This is a genomic window from Rhodococcus sp. CX (assembly GCF_015865005.1).
Classification (GTDB): Bacteria; Actinomycetota; Actinomycetes; order Mycobacteriales; family Mycobacteriaceae; genus Rhodococcus.
In genome coordinates this window covers 1-17772 of the sequence record NZ_JADZGH010000036.1, presented here as the reverse complement: position 1 = coordinate 17772, position 17772 = coordinate 1, and the positions used below count along the sequence as shown (strand labels likewise).

Genomic DNA, 17772 nt, shown 5'->3' with positions numbered 1-17772 from the left:
GCCGCCCGGCACGAACCGCTGGGAGAGCTGCGAGTAGGAGAAGTGCCGGTGCCGGATCAGTTCGTGGGTGCACGACCGCGAGATGCCGGTGATGTAGAAGCTCGCGGAGCTGTGTTCGAGAACGGACAGGTGGCCGACGTCGATGAGGTGCCGGATGTAGCCGGCGTTCGTCGCGGTGCGGGGATTGGGCTTGGACCAGCTCTGATAGCACGCGCGACCGGCGAATTCGACGAGTGCCTCGCCGCCGTCGGCGTCGGTCTCCCAGGGCACGTCGTCGGGCGCGACGAATTCGGTTCGGGCGACGAGCCGAACCTTCGGTGTGACAGCTTCGGGCGCCATCGCGATCTCCTGCCTTCGTTCACTACCTCTGGTGCGACGGTAGCCGCGCCGCGTCGATCGCACTCGGTGAGGTCGCGATGATGTCAACACGATGCTTGACCGGCGTCATTTATGGCGTCACTATGACGTCATGAACATCGAGACCTACACCGCCGCCGTGACCGACGCCGTGCTCGCCGCGGCGGAACTCGGTGACGAACAGACCCGCCGCACCGCCGCGGCACTCGCCACCGCGATCGCCGCCCCCGTGCGGCTCGCCGTGCTCGACGCACTCTCCGATCTCGCCACCGAGGTTTCCGACCAGCTCGGGGACCGGCGCGTGACGGTCCGGCTCGACGGACGCGAGACCGTCGTCGAGGTCCACGACGGTCGGGCACCGGAATCCGAGACCCCGCCACCGACGTTCGAGGAGGTCACCGGCGACATCAGCCGGGTGACGCTGCGACTCGTCGAGCAGATCAAGGCCCGCGCCGAGGAGGCCGCGGCGCAGAACGGCCTCTCGCTCAACTCCTGGGTCGCGCAAGCCGTGCAGGGCGCACTGCGCGACCAGATGCGCTATCAGAGAACAGGATTCGACCACAACTGGGGCTCGTACAGTCCACCCCGTCGCCCCGGCGCGCCCCGATCCGGCGCCGCCGGCGCCCGGAAGGATCCGGAACCGGCCGACTCCGGCCCCGAGGAATCCGGACATTCCCCCGAGGCCGACCGCGACGAAGAGTGAACTTCTCTCGGGTGCGGTACATTTCCGACGCACCGCACCTGGGACAAGGAGTGAAACCCGATGGCCGTCAGCAGTTCCCTCACCTCGGAGATCAAGGCGACCCCGGAGCAGGTGATGGCCGCCATCGCAGCGGTGGACCGGCTTCCGGAGTGGTCCTCGGCGCACAAGTCCGTGACGATCGAGAGCACCCACCCGGACGGACGCCCGCATCGCGTCCGCATGACGGTGTCGATCATCGGCATCACCGACGAGCAGGTCGTCGACTATGCGTGGAACGGCAACGAGTCGATGTCGTGGACGCTCGTCGAGAGCAGCCAGCAGAAGCAGCAGGACGGCGCGTACGCCCTGTCGCCCACCGCCGACGGCACCAGCGTCGAGTTCTCGCTGACGATCGACCCGAAGATTCCGCTGCCCGGGTTCCTCGTGAAGAAGGCCCAGAAGATGGCCGTCGAGACGGCGAGCAAGGGCCTGGCCGCGTTCGTCGCGAAGACGGTCTGACGGTGGTGCGCAGGTCGTTCGCGGTCGCGGTCGGCGCTGTCGTCGCGATCGCCCTCGCCGGCTGCGGGTCCGAGTCCGACGGGAACGGCTCCGGGGCCGACACCGTAGCGGATCCGTCGGTCGACATCCCGGGAATCGAGATCGTCGACTATCCCGCGGGCGATCACGTGGGAGCCTCGGAGCGGGTCCCGTACGAGTACAGCCCGCCGTTCGGTGGGCCGCACGACGCGGCGTGGGCGACGTGCACAGGCATCGTCTACCCGGTGCCGATCCGCAGCGAGAACGCGGTGCACTCGCTCGAGCACGGCGCGGTGTGGATCACCTACGATCCCGAGCGGCTCTCCGACGAGCAGGTGGACCTGCTGGCCGCCCGCGTCGACGGCGTGAGCTACATGCTCATGTCGCCGTATCCCGATCTGGCACAGCCGATCTCACTGCAGTCGTGGGGACACCGGCTGTTCGTCGAGGACGCCGACGATCCGCGCATCGATCAGTTCATCGAGGCGCTGCGGCTGAATCCGAACACCTACCCGGAGCCGGGCGCGACCTGCGCGACCCTGCCGACGAACTTCGATCCCGCGAATCCGCCGCCGTTCCAGCCGATCCCGTAGCGGTGTGCCTTTGTGGCGGCTCCTGCCGCCACAAAGGCACACGGGCGGCGCAGCCGCACTATCCCGCGACGGTCACGGCGACGGTCGCGCCGAGTTCGTAGCACTTCTCCCGCACCGCCGCGTCGATCGGGCCGGTGACCTCCACGACAGCTGCCGCCTGGGTCAGTTCCAGTCCGGTGACGATCTTCTGCACCGACGTGACGGCACCGGCGGTGTCGTTGTTGCCGTGCACCCACAGCCCATAGGGCCGCCCGGCGACCGCGTCGAGGCACGGGTAGTACACGGTGTCGAAGAAGTGCTTGAGCGCACCGGACATGTAGCCGAAGTTCGCCGAGGTGCCGAACACGTAGCCGTCGGCGGCGAGCACGTCGGGCACGGTCGCCCCGAGAGCCGGGACCGAACGCACCCGCACCCCGGTGATCTCGGGGTCGTTCGCGCCGGCCAGCACCGCCTCGAGCAGTTCCCGGGTGGGCGGCGACGGCGTGTGGTGGACGACGAGCAGGACGCGCTCGGCCGGATCCTGGGGAGCAGCGGGGTCGGTCACAGGGTGCAGACTACGACGCGTTCCGGTCGCGTTCGAGCTTCTCGAGCGCCACCGCGCGGCGCATGGTCTCGCGGGCGCGGGGCCGGTCACCGGCGTGGTCGTACGCGCGGGCCAGCCGGTACGAGTTGCGCCAGTTGTCCGGGTCCGCCTCCCATTCCTGCTTGACCTGCTGGAACAGCTGGTCGGCGGCGTCGCGGTCGACGCGTCCGGACGGCATCCGCGGCAGGTCGCTGACGTCGAGCTCGAGGCCCTCCTCGTGGATGCGGCGCGCGAGGTGCTGATGCTGCAGGCCCGCGCGGATCGTGGCGTAGACGATCCACGCGCCGACGAACGGCAGCAGCAGCACGCCGATGCCGAGGCCGATCGCCGCGACTTCGCCCGAACCGACCAGTTCGATACCGACCTTGCCGAGCAGCACGAAGTAGAAGACGAGCGCGACCACGATGAACGCGATCGGCACGAGGACCTTGGTCAGTTCGTTCTTCACGTGCCGATTGTCTCAGGCCGCGTTCGGGGACCCGCGGCCGAACGCCGCCGGGGTGAGCGTGCCCACGTCCACCGGCCCTTGACGGTCCATCGACGACAGCGTCCACTGGTCTCATGCAATTCGCCGCCCCGGCCGAGCTGTACGACCGGTACATGGGCCGATACGCCCCGACACTCGCGGCCGCGCTCGCGGACGCCGCAGGGGTGACCTCCGGGCTTCGTGTGTGCGATGTCGGTTGCGGCCCCGGCGGTTTGACCGCGGAGATGGTGTCCCGGGTGGGACCGGACCACGTCGCCGCGATCGATCCGGCACCGCAGTTCGCGGCGGCCTGCCGGGAGCGGAACGCCGGAGTCGACGTGCGCGTGGGCGTGGCCGAGGACCTGCCGTGGCCGGACGACACGTTCGATGTCACCGCGGCCGCGCTGGTGATCGGATTCATGTCCGACCCGGATCGCGGCGTGCGCGAGATGGCTCGCGTCACCCGTCCCGGCGGCACCGTCGCAGCGTGCATGTGGGACATCGCCTCCGACGGCATGACGATGCTGCGGGTGTTCTGGTCGGCGGTGCGCAGCGTCGTCCCCGACGCCGTCGGCGAGAGCGCGATGGCCGGGACGGCCGAGGGTGACATCGCCGACCGGTTCCGCCGCGCGGGTCTCGACGAGGTGATCGCCGGCAGGCTGATCGCTCGCGCCGACTACGCCGATTTCGACGACTTCTGGGAGCCGTTCACGTTCGCGGTCGGACCGGCCGGCCAGTACCTGCAGACCTTGACCGCGCAGCAGCAGGCGGCTGTTCGCGAAGCGTGCCGGGAGCAACTGCCCTCGTCGGGCGCCTTCACCCTCGACGCCCGCGCCTGGTATGCGCGCGCCACGATTCCCCGCGGATGGACGTAGGACCGGGCCGCCGGTGGCGGCCCGTCCCCGTCAGAGGTCGAGCAGAGGATCGATCCCGACCGTCAGTCCCGGTCGCGACCCGATCTCGCGGACGCCGAGCAGTACGCCCGGCACGAACGAGGTCCGGTCGATCGAATCGTGGCGGATGGTGAGGGTCTCCCCCTGGGTGCCGAGCAGGACCTCCTGGTGCGCGACCAGACCCGCGAGCCGCACCGAATGCACCCGCACACCGTCGACGTCGGCGCCGCGTGCACCCTCGAGTTCGGTGGTGGTGGCGTCCGGGCTGCGCCCCACACCCGCGGCGGCGCGGGCTTCGGCGATCAGCGCGGCCGTGCGGTAGGCCGTTCCGGACGGGGCGTCGACCTTGTTCGGGTGATGCAGTTCGATGACCTCGACAGAATCGAAGAATCGCGCGGCGGCCTGTGCGAACCGCATCGACAGGACCGCGCCGATCGCGAAGTTCGGGGCGATGAGCACACCGGTTCCGGGCGACTCGGCAACCCAGCCGCGCACCTTCTCGAGGCGTTCCTCGTCGAAGCCGGTGGTGCCGACGACCGCGTGGATGCCGTTGCGCACCAGGAATTCCAGGTTGCCCATGACGACGTCGGGGTTGGTGAAGTCGACAACGACCTGGGTGCCCGACGTGACGAACGACTCGATGCTGTCGCCCTTGTCGACGGTCGCGACCAGCTCGAGATCGGCCGCGTCCTCGACGCCCTTGCAGATCGCCTGCCCGACCTTGCCCTTGGCTCCGAGCACACCCACCCGGATAGCTGTTGCGTTCACTTGTCTCGTCACGCCCTTCCGTCACGTCCGTCGCACAAGAGCGTACGCAATCCGGGTGCCCACCCGAGCAACCGGTCGCGGGTTCACCCCACGATGCCGCGCACCGACGCGGGCAGATCCCGGGCGCGGCGGTAGGGCCCCACGACGGCCGCCGCGAACGGCCGGTTCAGCAGTTCCCCGGCGACCGCGCGCACCTCGTCGGACGTGACCCCGGCGATGCGCTCGAGGGTCTCGCTCACGCTCCAGTGGGTGCCGTAGCTGAGTTCGCTGCGGCCGATCCGGTGCATCCGGGCACCGGTGTCCTCGAGCCCGAGCACGAGGCCACCGCGAATCGATCCCTTCGCCCGCGCGCATTCGGCGTCGGTGATGCCGTGGTCGGCGACGTCGCGCAGCACTTCCCGGATCACGGTCGCGACCTCGGCGAGGTTCTCGGGCTGGCACCCGGCGTAGATCGAGAACGCGCCGGTGTCGGCGAACGTGTCGACCCCGGAGTACACGGAGTAGGCCAGTCCGCGCTTCTCACGTACCTCCTGGAACAGCCGCGAGCTCAGGCCACCGCCGATCGCGGCGTTGAGCACCGACAGTGCCCAGCGGCGACCGTCGTGCCGTCCGAAGGCGCGCACCCCGAGCGACAGGTGCGCCTGTTCCCCGTCGTGGTCGGTGATGCTCAGCGCCGGTGGCGTGCGCAGCCGCGCTGTTCCCTCCCGGCGCGGCGCCGGCTGGGCCCCGCGGTCGATGTGGGCGGCGAAGGCGCGGCGCACCAGCTCGACGGTGTGCTCGTGGTCGACGTTGCCGGCGACCGCGACGACCATCCGGTGCGGCGTGTAGCGGCGGACGTGGAACGAGTGGAGCTGGTTGCGGGTCATCGACTCGATCGACTCGACGGAGCCGATGACGGGCCGGCCGATCGGGTGGTCGCCGTAGAGCGCGGTGAGGAAGCTGTCGCCGAGGAGGTCTTCGGGGTCGTCGTCGCGCATGGCGATCTCCTCGAGCACCACCTGCCGTTCGACGTCGACGTCGGCGCTGCGGCACCGGCCGCGCAGCACCACGTCGGCGACCACGTCGACGGCGAGCGGCAGATCGTCGTCGAGGACGTGCGCGTAGAAGCACGTGTGCTCTTTGGACGTGAACGCGTTGAGTTCACCGCCGACACCGTCCACGAGTTCGGCGATGTCGAGCGCGGTGCGGGTGGGGGTCGCCTTGAAGAGCAGATGCTCGAGGAAGTGGGCGGCGCCGGCGACCGACGGATGTTCGTCGCGGGAACCGACTCCCACCCAGATGCCGACGGCGGCGGACCGCACCCCCGGCACGTGCTCGGTGACAACTCGGACACCGCCCGGCAGGACGGTGCGCCGCACGCCGGAGTCCGCGACGGCTGCGGCGTGGTCGGCGGAGATGGCGGTGGAGGTACGGCGGTTGGAAGCCATGGAAGTGTTCTGCGGTCCTGAGGCGATCGGCACGTGGGGTACGAAGTGGGAAAAGCACACCCTACACGCGACGCCTCAGGACCGAGGAACTCACCGGCTGCGGCGGGGAGATCTCACCAGCCGCGGCGCCGCGGCTGCGACCCGACGAGCTGGCCTTTCCGTGCCACGTCCCGGCTGCGGTACACGACGTACGGGCGGAACAGGTAGGCGATCGGCGCGCTGAACGCATGCACGAGCCGGGTGAACGGCCACAGCGCGAACAGCGCGAGCCCGATGAGGACGTGGATGTGGAAGTACAGCGGAGCCTCCGCCATGAGATCACCGCGCGGCTGCAGGACCCAGATGGAGCGGAACCACAGCGAGACCGTCTCGCGGTAGTTGTGCTCCTCGCCGACCACGCCGGAACCGAGCAGCGTCGCGGCCAGCCCGGCGACGATCGCGGCGACCAACACGATGTACATGAGCTTGTCGTTTGCGGTGGTCGCGAGGAACACCGGTCCGCGGGTACGGCGCCGGTAGATCAGCAGGATGATGCCCACGAGCGTCGCGACGCCGGCGATCGAGCCGAGCGTGACCGCCTGAACGTGGTAGGCGTGCTGACTCAACCCGACCGCATCGGTCCACGACTGCGGGATCACCAGCCCGATGATGTGACCGACGATCACCACGAGGATGCCGAAGTGGAACATCGGGCTCGCGATGCGCAGCAGTCGGGATTCGTACAGCTGCGACGAACGGGTGGTCCAGCCGAACTTGTCGTAGCGGTAGCGCCACCAGGTGCCGACGATCACGATCGCCAGCGTCACGTACGGCACGACATCCCAGAAGATCTCTCCCGCGGACATCTCAGTGCTCTCCTTCGTTTCGTCGGGGCGGAACCGTCAGGGTGAACGGCTGCAGACCGATGGCCTCGGCGGGCGGACCGGCCTGGGCCAGCCGCGCCGCGCGCTGCAGTTCCTGGTCGGTCGCCGGGGGCAGCGTCGCGCACACCGCTTCGACGGTGTGCGCGTAGGGCGATCCCGCCTCGGTCAATGCCTCGCGCAGCACGTCGATCGGCACCCGGTGTTCGACGAGCAGCCGCCGTCCGGCCTCGGGATCGACGGATGCGGCGAACTCGAGGACGACCGGCAGATGGTCGGGTGTCTCCCCCACCGGCGGTTCGACGCCCGCGGCCCGGTAGACCTGCGCGAACGCGTGGATCTCGGTGCCGCGGTTGCGGGTGTCGCCGCCGGTCCAGTACGTCAGGTACATCGTGGACCGGCGCCGCAGGTCGAACACGTCGACGTAGGTGGTCGCGGCGTCCACCGGGTCGGACTCGCGCAGCCAGGCGGCGGTGCGGCCGAGCAGATCGGCGGCACGGCCGGTCACGTGGGCGCGCAACTGCTCGATCGTGTCGAGGCGCTGCGGCAGTGCCTCGTCCGGGTAGGCGAGCAGCAGCGACGCGGCCTGCCACACCAGCCGGTCCTGCAGGGTCGGCCCCGCCGGGGCGGACCGGGCTCGCGACAACAGTCTCATCACCGGTCTCCCTCCGGCCCGCCGGCGCGGTGCGCACCGGGGAACATGCCCTCGGGCACGCCCTTTCCGTCCCAGTTGAGCAGGTTGACCCGCGACGGGCGACTGGCGTTGGCGGCCATGCCCTCGCTCGTCTGCCGTTGCTTCAGCGCGTGGAAGGTCTCGACGGCCACCGGCACGGGAGTGCCGCTGACCTCGCCGAACGGCCCGGACTCGTACATGCCCGGTCCCCCCTCGAACGACAGCGCGCAGTCGGTGACCGATTCCTCGAGCCGGTGCCCCTCGGCCGCGTAGGCGGACGGAATGACATACCGCTCTTCGTATTTCGCGATCGCCAGCAACCGGTACATCCCGTAGATCTCTTCCTCGGTCATGCCGACCGACTCGGGGATGTGCGGCTGCGTCTCGCGGCCGAGGTTGATGTCGCGCATGTACGAGCGCATCGCGGCGAGCCGGCGCAGGACCGCCTCGACGGGTGCGACGTCACCGGCGGTGAACAGTTCCGCGAGGTACTGCAGCGGGATGCGCAGCGCTTCGAGCGCACCGAACAGGTTGCCCAGGTCCTCACCGTCGTGCCCGTCGCGGCTGACGGCGTCGACCACCGGCGACAGCGGCGGGATGTACCAGACCATCGGCATGGTGCGGTATTCCGGATGCAGCGGCAGCGCGACCTTGTACGTGTGGATCAGCGTGTACACCGGCGACCGCTGTGCCGCCTCGATCCATTCGTCGGAGATGCCCTCGGCGCGGGCACCGGCGATCACCTCCGGATCGTGCGGGTCCAGGATGAGGCTGCGCTGCGCTTCGTACAGCTCGGTCTCGTCCTCGACCGAGGCGGCCTCGAGGACCCGGTCGACGTCGTAGAGCACCAGCCCGAGGTACCGCAGGCGGCCGACGCAGGTCTCCGAGCACACGGTCGGCAGGCCCACCTCGATCCGCGGGTAGCAGAACGTGCATTTCTCGGCCTTGCCGGTCTTGTGGTTGAAATACACCTTCTTGTACGGGCATCCGGACACGCACATCCGCCAGCCGCGGCACCGGTCCTGATCGACGAGCACGATGCCGTCCTCGACGCGCTTGTACATCGCGCCGGACGGGCACGAGGACACGCACGACGGGTTGAGGCAGTGCTCGCAGATGCGCGGCAGGTAGAACATGAACGTCTGCTCGAGTTCGAGTTTCACCTGCTCGCCGACCTTCTTCAGGATCGGGTCGTCGGGCACGATCTCCGGCGAGCCACCGAGGTCGTCGTCCCAGTTCGCCGACCACGACACCTTCATCGGCTTGCCGCTGATGAGGCTGCGCGGCGGCGCGACGGGCATGTGCTCACCCGCCGGCGCCGAGGTCAGGTTCTCGTAGTCGTAGGTCCACGGCTCGTAGTAGTCGTCGATGGACGGCATCTTCGGGTTCGAGAAGATGCGGGACAGCTTGTGCAGGCGACCACCGTCCCGCAGCCGCAGCCGGCCCTTGCGGTCTCGGACCCATCCACCACGCCAGCGTTCCTGATCCTCGTAGGTACGCGGATAGCCTTGTCCGGGGCGGGTTTCGACGTTGTTGAACCACACGTACTCGGTACCGGACCGGTTCGTCCAGGCCTGCTTGCAGGTGACCGAACAGGTGTGGCATCCGATGCACTTGTCGAGGTTCATCACCATCGCCATCTGTGCCATGACCTTCATGATTTCCTCGCTCCCCGAGACCCGTTCACGTGCATCACGTCCATGTCAGTAGGTCACCTCCTGCGACCGGCGCCGCACCACGGTCACCTCGTCGCGCTGGTTGCCGGTGGGCCCGAGATAGTTGAACGCGAAGGCGTTCTGGGCGTAGCCGCCGGCCAGATGCGTAGGCTTGATCAGCAACCGGGTCAGCGAATTGTGGATGCCGCCGCGGTTGCCGGTGGTCTCGGTGAGCGGCGTGTCGATGGTGCGTTCCTGCGCGTGATAGACGTACACGACGCCCTCCGGCATGCGGTGCGAGACGATCGCCCGGCACACCACCACACCGTTGCGGTTGACCGCCTCGACCCAGTCGTTGTCCTTCACCGAGATCTTCGCCGCGTCCACCGGGCTCATCCACATCGTCGGGCCGCCGCGCGAGAGCGACAGCATGAACAGGTTGTCCTGGTACTCGGAGTGGATCGACCACTTCGAATGCGGTGTCAGGTAGCGCACGCTCAGCCCGATGCCGTCGCGGCCGCTCTCGCCGACCGCGGGCTCCCCGAACAGCCGGGTCATGTCCAGCGGCGGCCGGTAGGTGGGCAGCTGCTCGCCGACCTCCTCGATCCAGTCGTGGTCGACGTAGAAGTGCATCCGGCCGGTGAGGGTGTGGAACGGCTTGAGTTCCTCGATGTTCACCGTGAACGGGGCGTAGCGGCGGCCACCGGTCTCGCTGCCGGACCATTCCGGGCTGGTGATCACCGGCACCGGGCGGGCCTGGGTGTCGGCGTAGGTGATGCGCCGTTCCTCACTGCCCTCGGCGAGGTGCACGAGACGGCGTCCGGTGCGCTTCTCGAGTTCCCGGAAACCCTCGACGGCGAGCCGGCCGTTGGACGTGCCGGACAGCGCGAGGATCACATCGGCCATGCGCTCGGCGGTGGTGATCGCCGGACGCCCCTCCGCGACACCGGAATCCATCACCCCGAACTTCGCGGCGAGTTCGGCGACCTCCTCGGTCGGGTGGGTGGTGATGCCCTTGGTCGTCAGGCCGAGGGTGTCGACGAGCGGGCCGAGCGCCGACCACTTGTCGGCGATCGCGGCGAAGTCGCGTTCGACGACGGCGATCGGGCCCATCGTCTTCCCGGGAACCGGCGTCTCACCGGTGGTCCGCCAATCGTGTTCGGTACCACCGGGATAGGCCATCGCGCCCGGGGTGTCGTGCTGCAGTGTGCCGAGCACGACGTCGGTGCGGGTGCCCAGGTGCCGTGCCGCGAGCGTACTGAACGCGCGCGCGATCGCACCGAACGCCTCGTAGTCCGACCGCGTTTCCCACGGCGGGTCGATCGCGGGGCTGAACGCGTGGATGTAGGGGTGCATGTCGGTGCTCGACAGGTCCCCCTTCTCATACCAGGTGGCGGCGGGCAGCACCACGTCGGACAGCAGCGTCGTCGAGGTCATCCGGAAGTCGATCGACATGAGCAGATCGAGCTTGCCCTCGGGGATGTCGTCGGGCCACACGACCCCGTTCGGCCGCAGCTCCTCCGGGGTCGGCTCGGCCTGCACGTTGGAGGTGGTCCCGAGCAGGTGCCGCAGGAAGTACTCGTTGCCCTTGCTCGACGACCCGAGCAGATTCGCGCGCCAGATGCTCAGCACGCGTGGCCAGTTCCGCGGGTTGTCCGGATCGGTGACGGCCAGTTTCAGGTCACCCGACGCGAGTTGGCTCGCGACGTAGGCCGGGATCTCCTGGCCGACGGCGCGGGCGTCGTCGGCGACGTCGAGGCTCGACCGGTCGAACTGCGGGAAGAACGGACTCCAGCCCATCGCGTTCGCGGCGGCCAGCACGTCCATCGTGTGCTTGCCCGCGAATCGGCCGCGGCCGAGCGGACTGGCCAGCGCATCGGCGCGGTATCCGTCGTAGCGCCACTGGTCCGTGTGCGCGTACCAGTACGAGGTTCCCGCCATCTGCCGGGGCGGACGCGACCAGTCGGTGCCCATGGCCATCGCGGCCCAGCCGGTGACCGGGCGGCACTTCTCCTGCCCGACGTAGTGCGCCCAGCCACCGCCGTTGCGGCCCATCGAGCCGGTGAGCAGCAGCAGCGCGAGCACCGCCCGGTAGGTGGCGTCGCCGTGGAACCACTGGCAGATCCCGGCGCCCATGATGATCATGGACCGGCCGCCGGATTCCTCGGCGCTGCGCGCGAACTCCTTCGCGACGCGGATCGCCTGCGCCGCGGAGACTCCCGTGATCGATTCCTGCCAGGCCGGGGTGTAGGGCTCGGCCGGATCGTCGTATCCGGTGGGCCAGGTGCCGGGCAGACCGGGGCGCGCCACACCGTACTGCGCAAGCATCAGGTCGAACACCGTGCACACGCGGTGCTCGCCGACACGCCGGACCGGAACGCCGCGCTGCAGCGTCTCGCCGTGCCCGTCGAGGGTGTCGAAGCGCGGCAGATGGATCAGGGCGCTCTCCCCCGCCGCGCCGTCGTGCGGCGCGACGGTCAGCGCCGGCACGAGATCGCCGAGGTCGAGGTTCCACTTGCCGACCCCGTCGTCGCCGTACCGGAACCCGAGCGACCCGTGCGGCACCGCGACGTCGTCGGTGGCGCCGTCGAGCAGCACCGGCTTGAACGCGGCGTTCTCCACGTCGTGCCCGAGATCGGCGGCGGTGAGGTTCTTGCCGGGCACCAGCCGGCCTTCGCGTTCCTCGAGTTTCACCAGGAACGGCAGGTCGGTGTAGCGCCGCACGTAGTCGACGAAGAACGGCACCCGCTCCCGCACGAAGCACTCGTTGAGGATCACGTGGCCCATGGCCATGGCGAGGGCGCCGTCGGTGCCAGCCGCGCACGGCATCCATTCGTCGGCGAACTTGGTGTTGTCGGCGTAGTCGGGGCTGACCGTTACAACCTTGGTGCCGCGGTACCGGACCTCCGCCATCCAGTGCGCGTCGGGGGTGCGGGTGACCGGTACGTTCGATCCCCACATGAGGAGATAGGCCGCGTCCCACCAGTCCCCCGATTCGGGCACGTCGGTCTGGTCGCCGAACACCTGCGGCGAGGCGACCGGCAGGTCGGCGTACCAGTCGTAGAACGAGGTCATCACACCGCCGAGCAGTTCGATGAACCGGGAGCCGGCGGCGAACGACACCATCGACATCGCGGGAATCGGCGAGAAACCGGCGACCCGGTCCGGGCCGTACTCCTTGATGGTGTGGACGTGGGCGGCGGCGATCATCTCGGTGGCCTCGGCCCAGCTCACCCGCACCAGCCCGCCCTTGCCGCGTGCCCGCTGGTAGCGGCGGCGCCGTTCGGGATCGGACTGGATGTCCGCCCACGCGAGGACCGGGTCGCCGAGACGGGCCTTGGCTTCGCGGTACATCTCCACGAGCACACCGCGGGCGTACGGATAGCGCACCCGCGTCGGCGAATAGGTGTACCAGGAGAACGCGGCACCGCGGGGGCAGCCGCGCGGCTCGTACTCGGGGCGGTCCGGGCCGACCGACGGGTAGTCGGTCTGCTGGGTCTCCCAGGTGATGATGCCGTCCTTGACGTAGATCTTCCACGAGCACGAACCGGTGCAGTTGACGCCGTGCGTCGAGCGCACCACCTTGTCGTGGCTCCAGCGATCGCGGTAGAAGACGTCGCCTTCGCGGCCGCCCTGGCGGGTCACGGTGCGGCCGTCGTCCGAGATCTCACCCGGGGTGAAGAATCGTCCGCTGCGCTGCAGCAGTTCTTCGACGGGACCGCCGATGTGGGGAGCGTTCACAGTGGTTCCTTCCGGAGGTGGTCGTCAGGCGGCGGGATCGCGCGCAGGTTCGTGGGCGTGGAGCCGCAGCGCGGTGTAGGCCAGGGCGATCAGCGCGGTGGCCACCAGGAGCAGCAGACCGATCGTGTAGTCGTTGTCGACGCTGTCGTAGGTCGCACCCATCACCAGCGGCGGGAAGTAGCCGCCGAGGCCGCCGGCCGCGGCGACGATGCCGGTGACCGATCCGACCGAGCTGGCGGGCGAACGGCGGGCGACCCAGGCGAACACACCACCGGTACCGACGCCGAGGAACAGCGCGAGCAGGATGAACGTCGCGGCCGACCAGACGTCCGGCGGCGGCTGGAAGATCGCGACGAACGCCGTCACCGCGGTGCCGGCGAGGGACGCGAGCACCACGTACTTCGGCGGGATGCGGTCCGAGAGCGCGCCGCCGAACGGCCGGGCGATCACCGCGGCCAGCGCGAACGCCGCAGTGCGCGCGCCCGCGTCGACGGCGGAGAAGTCGTAGATCGTCTTGATGTAGGTCGGCAGGTAGTTGCTGAAGGCGACGAAGCCGCCGAAGACGATCGCGTACAGGAACGACATCTCCCAGGTGACCCCGAGCTTGAGGGCTGCGGTCAGCTTCGGCACCACCGGATCGGTGTTGGGAGCGAAATCGGGCGAGTTGCGCATCGTCAGGATGCACACGACCGCGGTCACCGCGAGCGCGATCGCGATGATGACGTGGGTGGCCAGGAGGCCGAACCAGTTCACGAACCGCGGCGTGAAGAACGCCGAGAGCGCGGTGCCGACCATGCCGGCACCGAACACCCCGGTCGCGAAGCCGCGGCGGGCCGGTTCGTACCAGGCGTTCGCGAACGGGATACCGACGGCGAAGATCGTGCCCGCGACGCCGAGGAAGAACCCGAAGACCAGCAGCAGCGGATACGAACCGGCGGCGCCCGCGATGCCGACCGCGAGCACCGGCAGGATCGACGCCAGCGAGATCGCGATGAACATGATCCGGCCGCCGTAGCGGTCGGTGAGCGATCCGACGACGATCCGGCCCAGCGCCCCGACCAGGATCGGGGTCGCGACCAGCAGCGACGCCTGCGTGCTGCTGAGCGACAGGTCGCCCGCATAGGTGGTGGACAGCGGGCCGATCATGTTCCAGGCCCAGAAGTTGATCGCTGATACCCAGGTGGCGAGGGCGAGGTTGAAACCCCGCCCAAGTCCGGCACCCGGCGTCGTTGCCGTGTTCACGTCACCCACGAAACCACCCTGGGGTGATCTTGGCGCAATTTTGGGGGAAAAGTTACAGCCTTCGCGGATTGTGAATTCCGGACCGGTTCTCCGCAACCCCTTCCGCACGGACGAATACCGGATTATGATTACGAATTACGTTGCAGCACAACATAGTACAAATACCCTAGGGGTTCGGGACAGCAGTCCGAACAATCCCCGGGTACAAAGAAACCCGCCCCGGAAGGACTTGAGTCCTTCCGGGGCGGGTCTTTCGAACCGTGTGGTATCACACTGCGCGAGGGGCGATCAGCCCTCCGCGTTCTCGGCGCCCTCGGCCGGCGCGGCCGCCGCGTCGTCCTCGACCGGAACCAGGCTGATCTTGCCGCGGTTGTCGATGTCGGCGATCTCGACCCGGATCTTCGAGCCGACGTTCACGACGTCCTCGACCTTCGCGATCCGCTTGCCGTTGCCCAGCTTGCTGATGTGCACCAGACCGTCGCGGCCCGGGAGCAGCGAGACGAACGCGCCGAACGCCGTGGTCTTGACCACGGTGCCGAGGAAACGCTCGCCCACCTTCGGGAGCTGCGGGTTGGCGATGGCGTTGATCTTGTCGATCGCGGCCTGCGCGGACGGGCCGTCCGCCGCACCGACGTAGACGGTGCCGTCGTCCTCGATGGAGATGTTGGCGCCGGTCTCCTCGGTGATCGAGTTGATCATCTTGCCCTTGGGGCCGATGACCTCGCCGATCTTGTCCACCGGAACCTTGATGGTGGTGATGCGCGGCGCGAACGGGCTCATCTCGTCCGGCGTGTCGATGGCCTCGGCCATGACCTCGAGGATCGTGGCGCGAGCGTCGTGGGCCTGCGAGAGCGCACCCGCCAGCACCTGCGACGGAATGCCGTCGAGCTTGGTGTCGAGCTGCAGGGCGGTCACGAAGTCCTTGGTGCCGGCGACCTTGAAGTCCATGTCGCCGAACGCGTCCTCGGCACCGAGGATGTCGGTCAGCGCCACGTAGCGGGTCTCACCGTCGACCTCGTCGGAGACCAGGCCCATCGCGATGCCCGCGACCGGGGCCTTCAGCGGCACACCGGCATTGAGCAGCGACAGCGTGGAGGCACACACCGAGCCCATCGACGTCGAACCGTTGGAGCCGAGAGCCTCGGACACCTGACGGATCGCGTACGGGAACTCCTCCTGGCTCGGCAGCACCGGCACGAGAGCGCGCTCGGCGAGAGCGCCGTGGCCGATCTCGCGACGCTTCGGCGAACCGACGCGGCCGGTCTCACCGGTCGAGTAGGGCGGGAAGTTGTAGTGGTGCATGTAGCGCTTGCTGGTCTCGGGACCGAGCGAGTCGACCTGCTGCGCCATCTTGATCATGTCCAGGGTGGTGACACCCATGATCTGGGTCTCGCCGCGCTCGAACAGTGCCGAACCGTGGGCGCGGGGGACGACCGCGACCTCGGCCGAGAGCGCGCGGATGTCGGTGATGCCGCGGCCGTCGATGCGGAACTGGTCGCGCAGGATGCGCTGGCGGACCAGCTTCTTGGTCAGCGAACGGAACGCCGCGCCGATCTCCTTCTCACGACCCTCGAAGCTCGGGGCGACCTGCTCGAGGATCTCGACCTTGATCTCGTCGGTGCGGTCGTCGCGCTCCTGCTTGCCGGCGATGGTCAGCGCCTCGGCGAGCTTCTCGGACGCGGCGGCCTCGACGGCGGCGTACACGTCGGACTCGTACGCCGGGAACAGCGGGAACTCACCGGTGGGCTTCGCGGCGGCGGCGGCGAGCTGCTGCTGCGCGATGCACAGGCGGGCGATGAACGGCTTGGCGGCCTCGAGGCCCTGCGCCACGATCGCCTCGGTCGGCGCCTGCGCGCCACCGTCGATCAGTGCGATGACGTTCTCGGTGGCCTCGGCCTCGACCATCATGATCGCGACGTCGGCGGTGTCCGGGTTGTCGCCACCGGCGACGATGCGGCCCGCGACGACCATGTCGAACACGGCGTTCTCGAGCTGCTCGACGGTCGGGAAAGCGACCCACTGGCCGGTCTTGTTCTCGGCCGAGGTGATCAGCGCGATGCGCACGCCACCGACCGGGCCGGAGAACGGCAGGCCCGCGATCTGGGTGGACGCGGACGCGGCGTTGATCGCGACGACGTCGTACAGGTCGTTCGGGTTCAGGCTCAGCACCGTCACGACGACCTGGATCTCGTTGCGGAGGCCGTCGACGAACGACGGGCGCAGCGGACGGTCGATGAGGCGGCAGGTCAGGATGGCGTCGGTCGAGGGACGGCCCTCACGACGGAAGAACGAGCCGGGGATACGGCCCGCGGCGTACATGCGCTCCTCGACGTCCACCGTCAGCGGGAAGAAGTCGAAGTGCTCCTTGGGCTGCTTGGAGGCGCTGGTGGCCGACAGCAGCATGGTCTCGTCGTCCAGGTAGGCGACGACGGAACCGGCGGCCTGCTGCGCCAGGCGGCCGGTCTCGAAACGAATGGTGCGGGTGCCGAAGGCCCCGTTGTCGATGGTCGCGGCGGTCTCGAACACGCCCTCGTCGACCTCGACTGCAGTGGTGCTGGTCATCTCTGTGTCTTCTCTTCCCTCTTCGTCTTCGCCGTACCCGCGTGGGCGCCACGGCCCCCTTGGCCACGGCTGCGCACCGACTCGCGGAGGCGGTCGTCGATCGAAACCCTCCGGTCCCGGATGACCGGGGGTCGGAGGGTCACTACCGAGGACCGACACCGTCGGCGCATACGGTTCGCCGCCTACCCAGGCGGCGTTTGCCGGTCTTCCGGCGCAAACACCGGTAGCCGACGAGGCCAGTCTAGAGGCATTCCCGTCGGCTACCGGCAGAGATCAGCGTACGCAGATCGTCTTGCTCGGGGTCTGCGTCAGCGACGCAGGCCCAGACGCTGGATGAGCGAGCGGTAACGCTCGACGTCGACCTTCTCGACGTACTTGAGGAGGCGGCGACGACGACCGACCAGCAGCAGCAGGCCGCGGCGGGAGTGGTGGTCGTGCTTGTGCTTCTTCAGGTGCTCGGTCAGATCGACGATGCGCTTGGTGAGCAGTGCCACCTGCGCCTCCGGCGAACCGGTGTCGGTCTCGTGGAGGCCGTACTCGCCGAGGATCTGCTTCTTCTGCTCGGTGGTCAATGCCACTGGGATACTCCTGATCACTGACGTCCGCGTGATACGAAAGCGGGCACGAGACCCGCCGGTGCGGCCACCGCGAACCGCAGCACACACCAAGAATCCAGGCTACCAGAGCCGACGGGGCCCCCGCCCGGTGTGCCGTTGTGGCGGCTCCCACCGCC

General features: G+C 68.9%; 15 protein-coding genes and 1 pseudogene. 4 read left to right on the top strand and 12 right to left on the bottom strand.

Annotated elements, in window-relative coordinates:
- Positions 1-270, bottom strand: a pseudogene (thyX, locus tag I0Q12_RS31810) (FAD-dependent thymidylate synthase); the annotation flags it as partial.
- 199 nt (positions 271-469) lie between these two features.
- On the opposite strand from thyX, the gene I0Q12_RS03490 reads away from it, so the two are divergent.
- The 3 genes from I0Q12_RS03490 to I0Q12_RS03480 are packed head-to-tail and all read left to right on the top strand — an operon-like array spanning position 470 to position 2169.
- Positions 470-1060 carry a toxin-antitoxin system HicB family antitoxin gene (locus I0Q12_RS03490; RefSeq protein ID WP_197250612.1) on the top strand — a complete coding sequence of 197 codons (591 nt, stop codon included), beginning with the start codon at positions 470-472 and terminating at the stop codon, positions 1058-1060.
- Between the two features lie 60 nt (positions 1061-1120).
- A complete protein-coding gene (locus I0Q12_RS03485; protein WP_197250611.1) occupies positions 1121-1558 on the top strand; it encodes an SRPBCC family protein in 438 nt (145 codons plus the stop codon).
- A gap of 47 nt (positions 1559-1605) precedes the next feature.
- On the top strand, positions 1606-2169 hold the full coding sequence (locus I0Q12_RS03480) for a DUF3105 domain-containing protein (RefSeq protein ID WP_248676324.1): 564 nt from the start codon (positions 1606-1608) through the stop codon (positions 2167-2169).
- A 58-nt stretch (positions 2170-2227) separates the two neighbouring features.
- Here I0Q12_RS03480 and I0Q12_RS03475 read toward each other — a convergent pair whose 3' ends face one another.
- Both I0Q12_RS03475 and I0Q12_RS03470 read right to left on the bottom strand, forming a co-directional pair.
- Complete coding sequence (locus I0Q12_RS03475) at positions 2228-2713, bottom strand: flavodoxin family protein (protein ID WP_197250610.1); 486 nt, start codon at positions 2711-2713, stop codon at positions 2228-2230.
- Positions 2714-2723: 10 nt separating this feature from the next.
- Positions 2724-3200, bottom strand: a complete 477-nt coding sequence (locus tag I0Q12_RS03470; protein WP_197250609.1) for a tetratricopeptide repeat protein — start codon at positions 3198-3200, stop codon at positions 2724-2726.
- Positions 3201-3313: 113 nt separating this feature from the next.
- Between I0Q12_RS03470 and I0Q12_RS03465 the strand changes: the two genes are divergently transcribed.
- Positions 3314-4093 (top strand): class I SAM-dependent methyltransferase, encoded by a 780-nt coding sequence (locus I0Q12_RS03465; protein WP_197250608.1) that lies wholly within the window; start codon positions 3314-3316, stop codon positions 4091-4093.
- Positions 4094-4123: 30 nt separating this feature from the next.
- On the opposite strand, the gene dapB is transcribed toward I0Q12_RS03465, so the two are convergent.
- The 9 genes from dapB to rpsO all read right to left on the bottom strand — a co-directional run bounded on the left by dapB (position 4124) and on the right by rpsO (position 17617).
- A complete protein-coding gene (dapB, locus tag I0Q12_RS03460) occupies positions 4124-4879 on the bottom strand; it encodes a 4-hydroxy-tetrahydrodipicolinate reductase (RefSeq protein ID WP_197250615.1) in 756 nt (251 codons plus the stop codon).
- Positions 4880-4962: 83 nt separating this feature from the next.
- On the bottom strand, positions 4963-6306 hold the full coding sequence (locus I0Q12_RS03455) for a pitrilysin family protein (RefSeq protein ID WP_197250607.1): 1344 nt from the start codon (positions 6304-6306) through the stop codon (positions 4963-4965).
- A 113-nt stretch (positions 6307-6419) separates the two neighbouring features.
- Positions 6420-7151 carry a respiratory nitrate reductase subunit gamma gene (gene narI, locus I0Q12_RS03450; RefSeq protein ID WP_197250606.1) on the bottom strand — a complete coding sequence of 244 codons (732 nt, stop codon included), beginning with the start codon at positions 7149-7151 and terminating at the stop codon, positions 6420-6422.
- A gap of 1 nt (position 7152) precedes the next feature.
- The gene (gene narJ, locus I0Q12_RS03445) at positions 7153-7821 is read right to left on the bottom strand and encodes a nitrate reductase molybdenum cofactor assembly chaperone (protein WP_197250605.1); all 669 of its coding nucleotides are present in this window, start codon (positions 7819-7821) and stop codon (positions 7153-7155) included.
- The gene (gene narH, locus I0Q12_RS03440) at positions 7821-9497 is read right to left on the bottom strand and encodes a nitrate reductase subunit beta (RefSeq protein WP_197250604.1); all 1677 of its coding nucleotides are present in this window, start codon (positions 9495-9497) and stop codon (positions 7821-7823) included. Before narH ends, narJ begins: the two co-directional genes overlap by 1 nt.
- Before the next feature lie 45 nt (positions 9498-9542).
- Entirely contained in the window at positions 9543-13235 is a 3693-nt protein-coding gene (locus I0Q12_RS03435; protein ID WP_197250603.1) for a nitrate reductase subunit alpha, read from the bottom strand.
- A gap of 24 nt (positions 13236-13259) precedes the next feature.
- Positions 13260-14477: a NarK/NasA family nitrate transporter gene (locus I0Q12_RS03430; RefSeq protein WP_197250614.1), complete on the bottom strand. Its 1218-nt coding sequence runs from the start codon at positions 14475-14477 to the stop codon at positions 13260-13262.
- A 288-nt stretch (positions 14478-14765) separates the two neighbouring features.
- Complete coding sequence (locus tag I0Q12_RS03425) at positions 14766-17039, bottom strand: polyribonucleotide nucleotidyltransferase (RefSeq protein ID WP_197250602.1); 2274 nt, start codon at positions 17037-17039, stop codon at positions 14766-14768.
- A gap of 308 nt (positions 17040-17347) precedes the next feature.
- Positions 17348-17617: a 30S ribosomal protein S15 gene (rpsO, locus tag I0Q12_RS03420; protein WP_068162391.1), complete on the bottom strand. Its 270-nt coding sequence runs from the start codon at positions 17615-17617 to the stop codon at positions 17348-17350.
- Positions 17618-17772 lie beyond the last annotated feature (155 nt).

Coding starts and splice junctions, on each gene's coding strand:
- narH (WP_197250604.1), bottom strand. CDS start 9,497: ATGAAGGTCATGGCACAGATGGCGATGGTGATGAACCTCGACAAGTGC.
- I0Q12_RS03455 (WP_197250607.1), bottom strand. CDS start 6,306: ATGGCTTCCAACCGCCGTACCTCCACCGCCATCTCCGCCGACCACGCC.
- I0Q12_RS03485 (WP_197250611.1), top strand. CDS start 1,121: ATGGCCGTCAGCAGTTCCCTCACCTCGGAGATCAAGGCGACCCCGGAG.
- narI (WP_197250606.1), bottom strand. CDS start 7,151: ATGTCCGCGGGAGAGATCTTCTGGGATGTCGTGCCGTACGTGACGCTG.
- I0Q12_RS03465 (WP_197250608.1), top strand. CDS start 3,314: ATGCAATTCGCCGCCCCGGCCGAGCTGTACGACCGGTACATGGGCCGA.
- narJ (WP_197250605.1), bottom strand. CDS start 7,821: ATGAGACTGTTGTCGCGAGCCCGGTCCGCCCCGGCGGGGCCGACCCTG.
- I0Q12_RS03490 (WP_197250612.1), top strand. CDS start 470: ATGAACATCGAGACCTACACCGCCGCCGTGACCGACGCCGTGCTCGCC.
- I0Q12_RS03425 (WP_197250602.1), bottom strand. CDS start 17,039: ATGACCAGCACCACTGCAGTCGAGGTCGACGAGGGCGTGTTCGAGACC.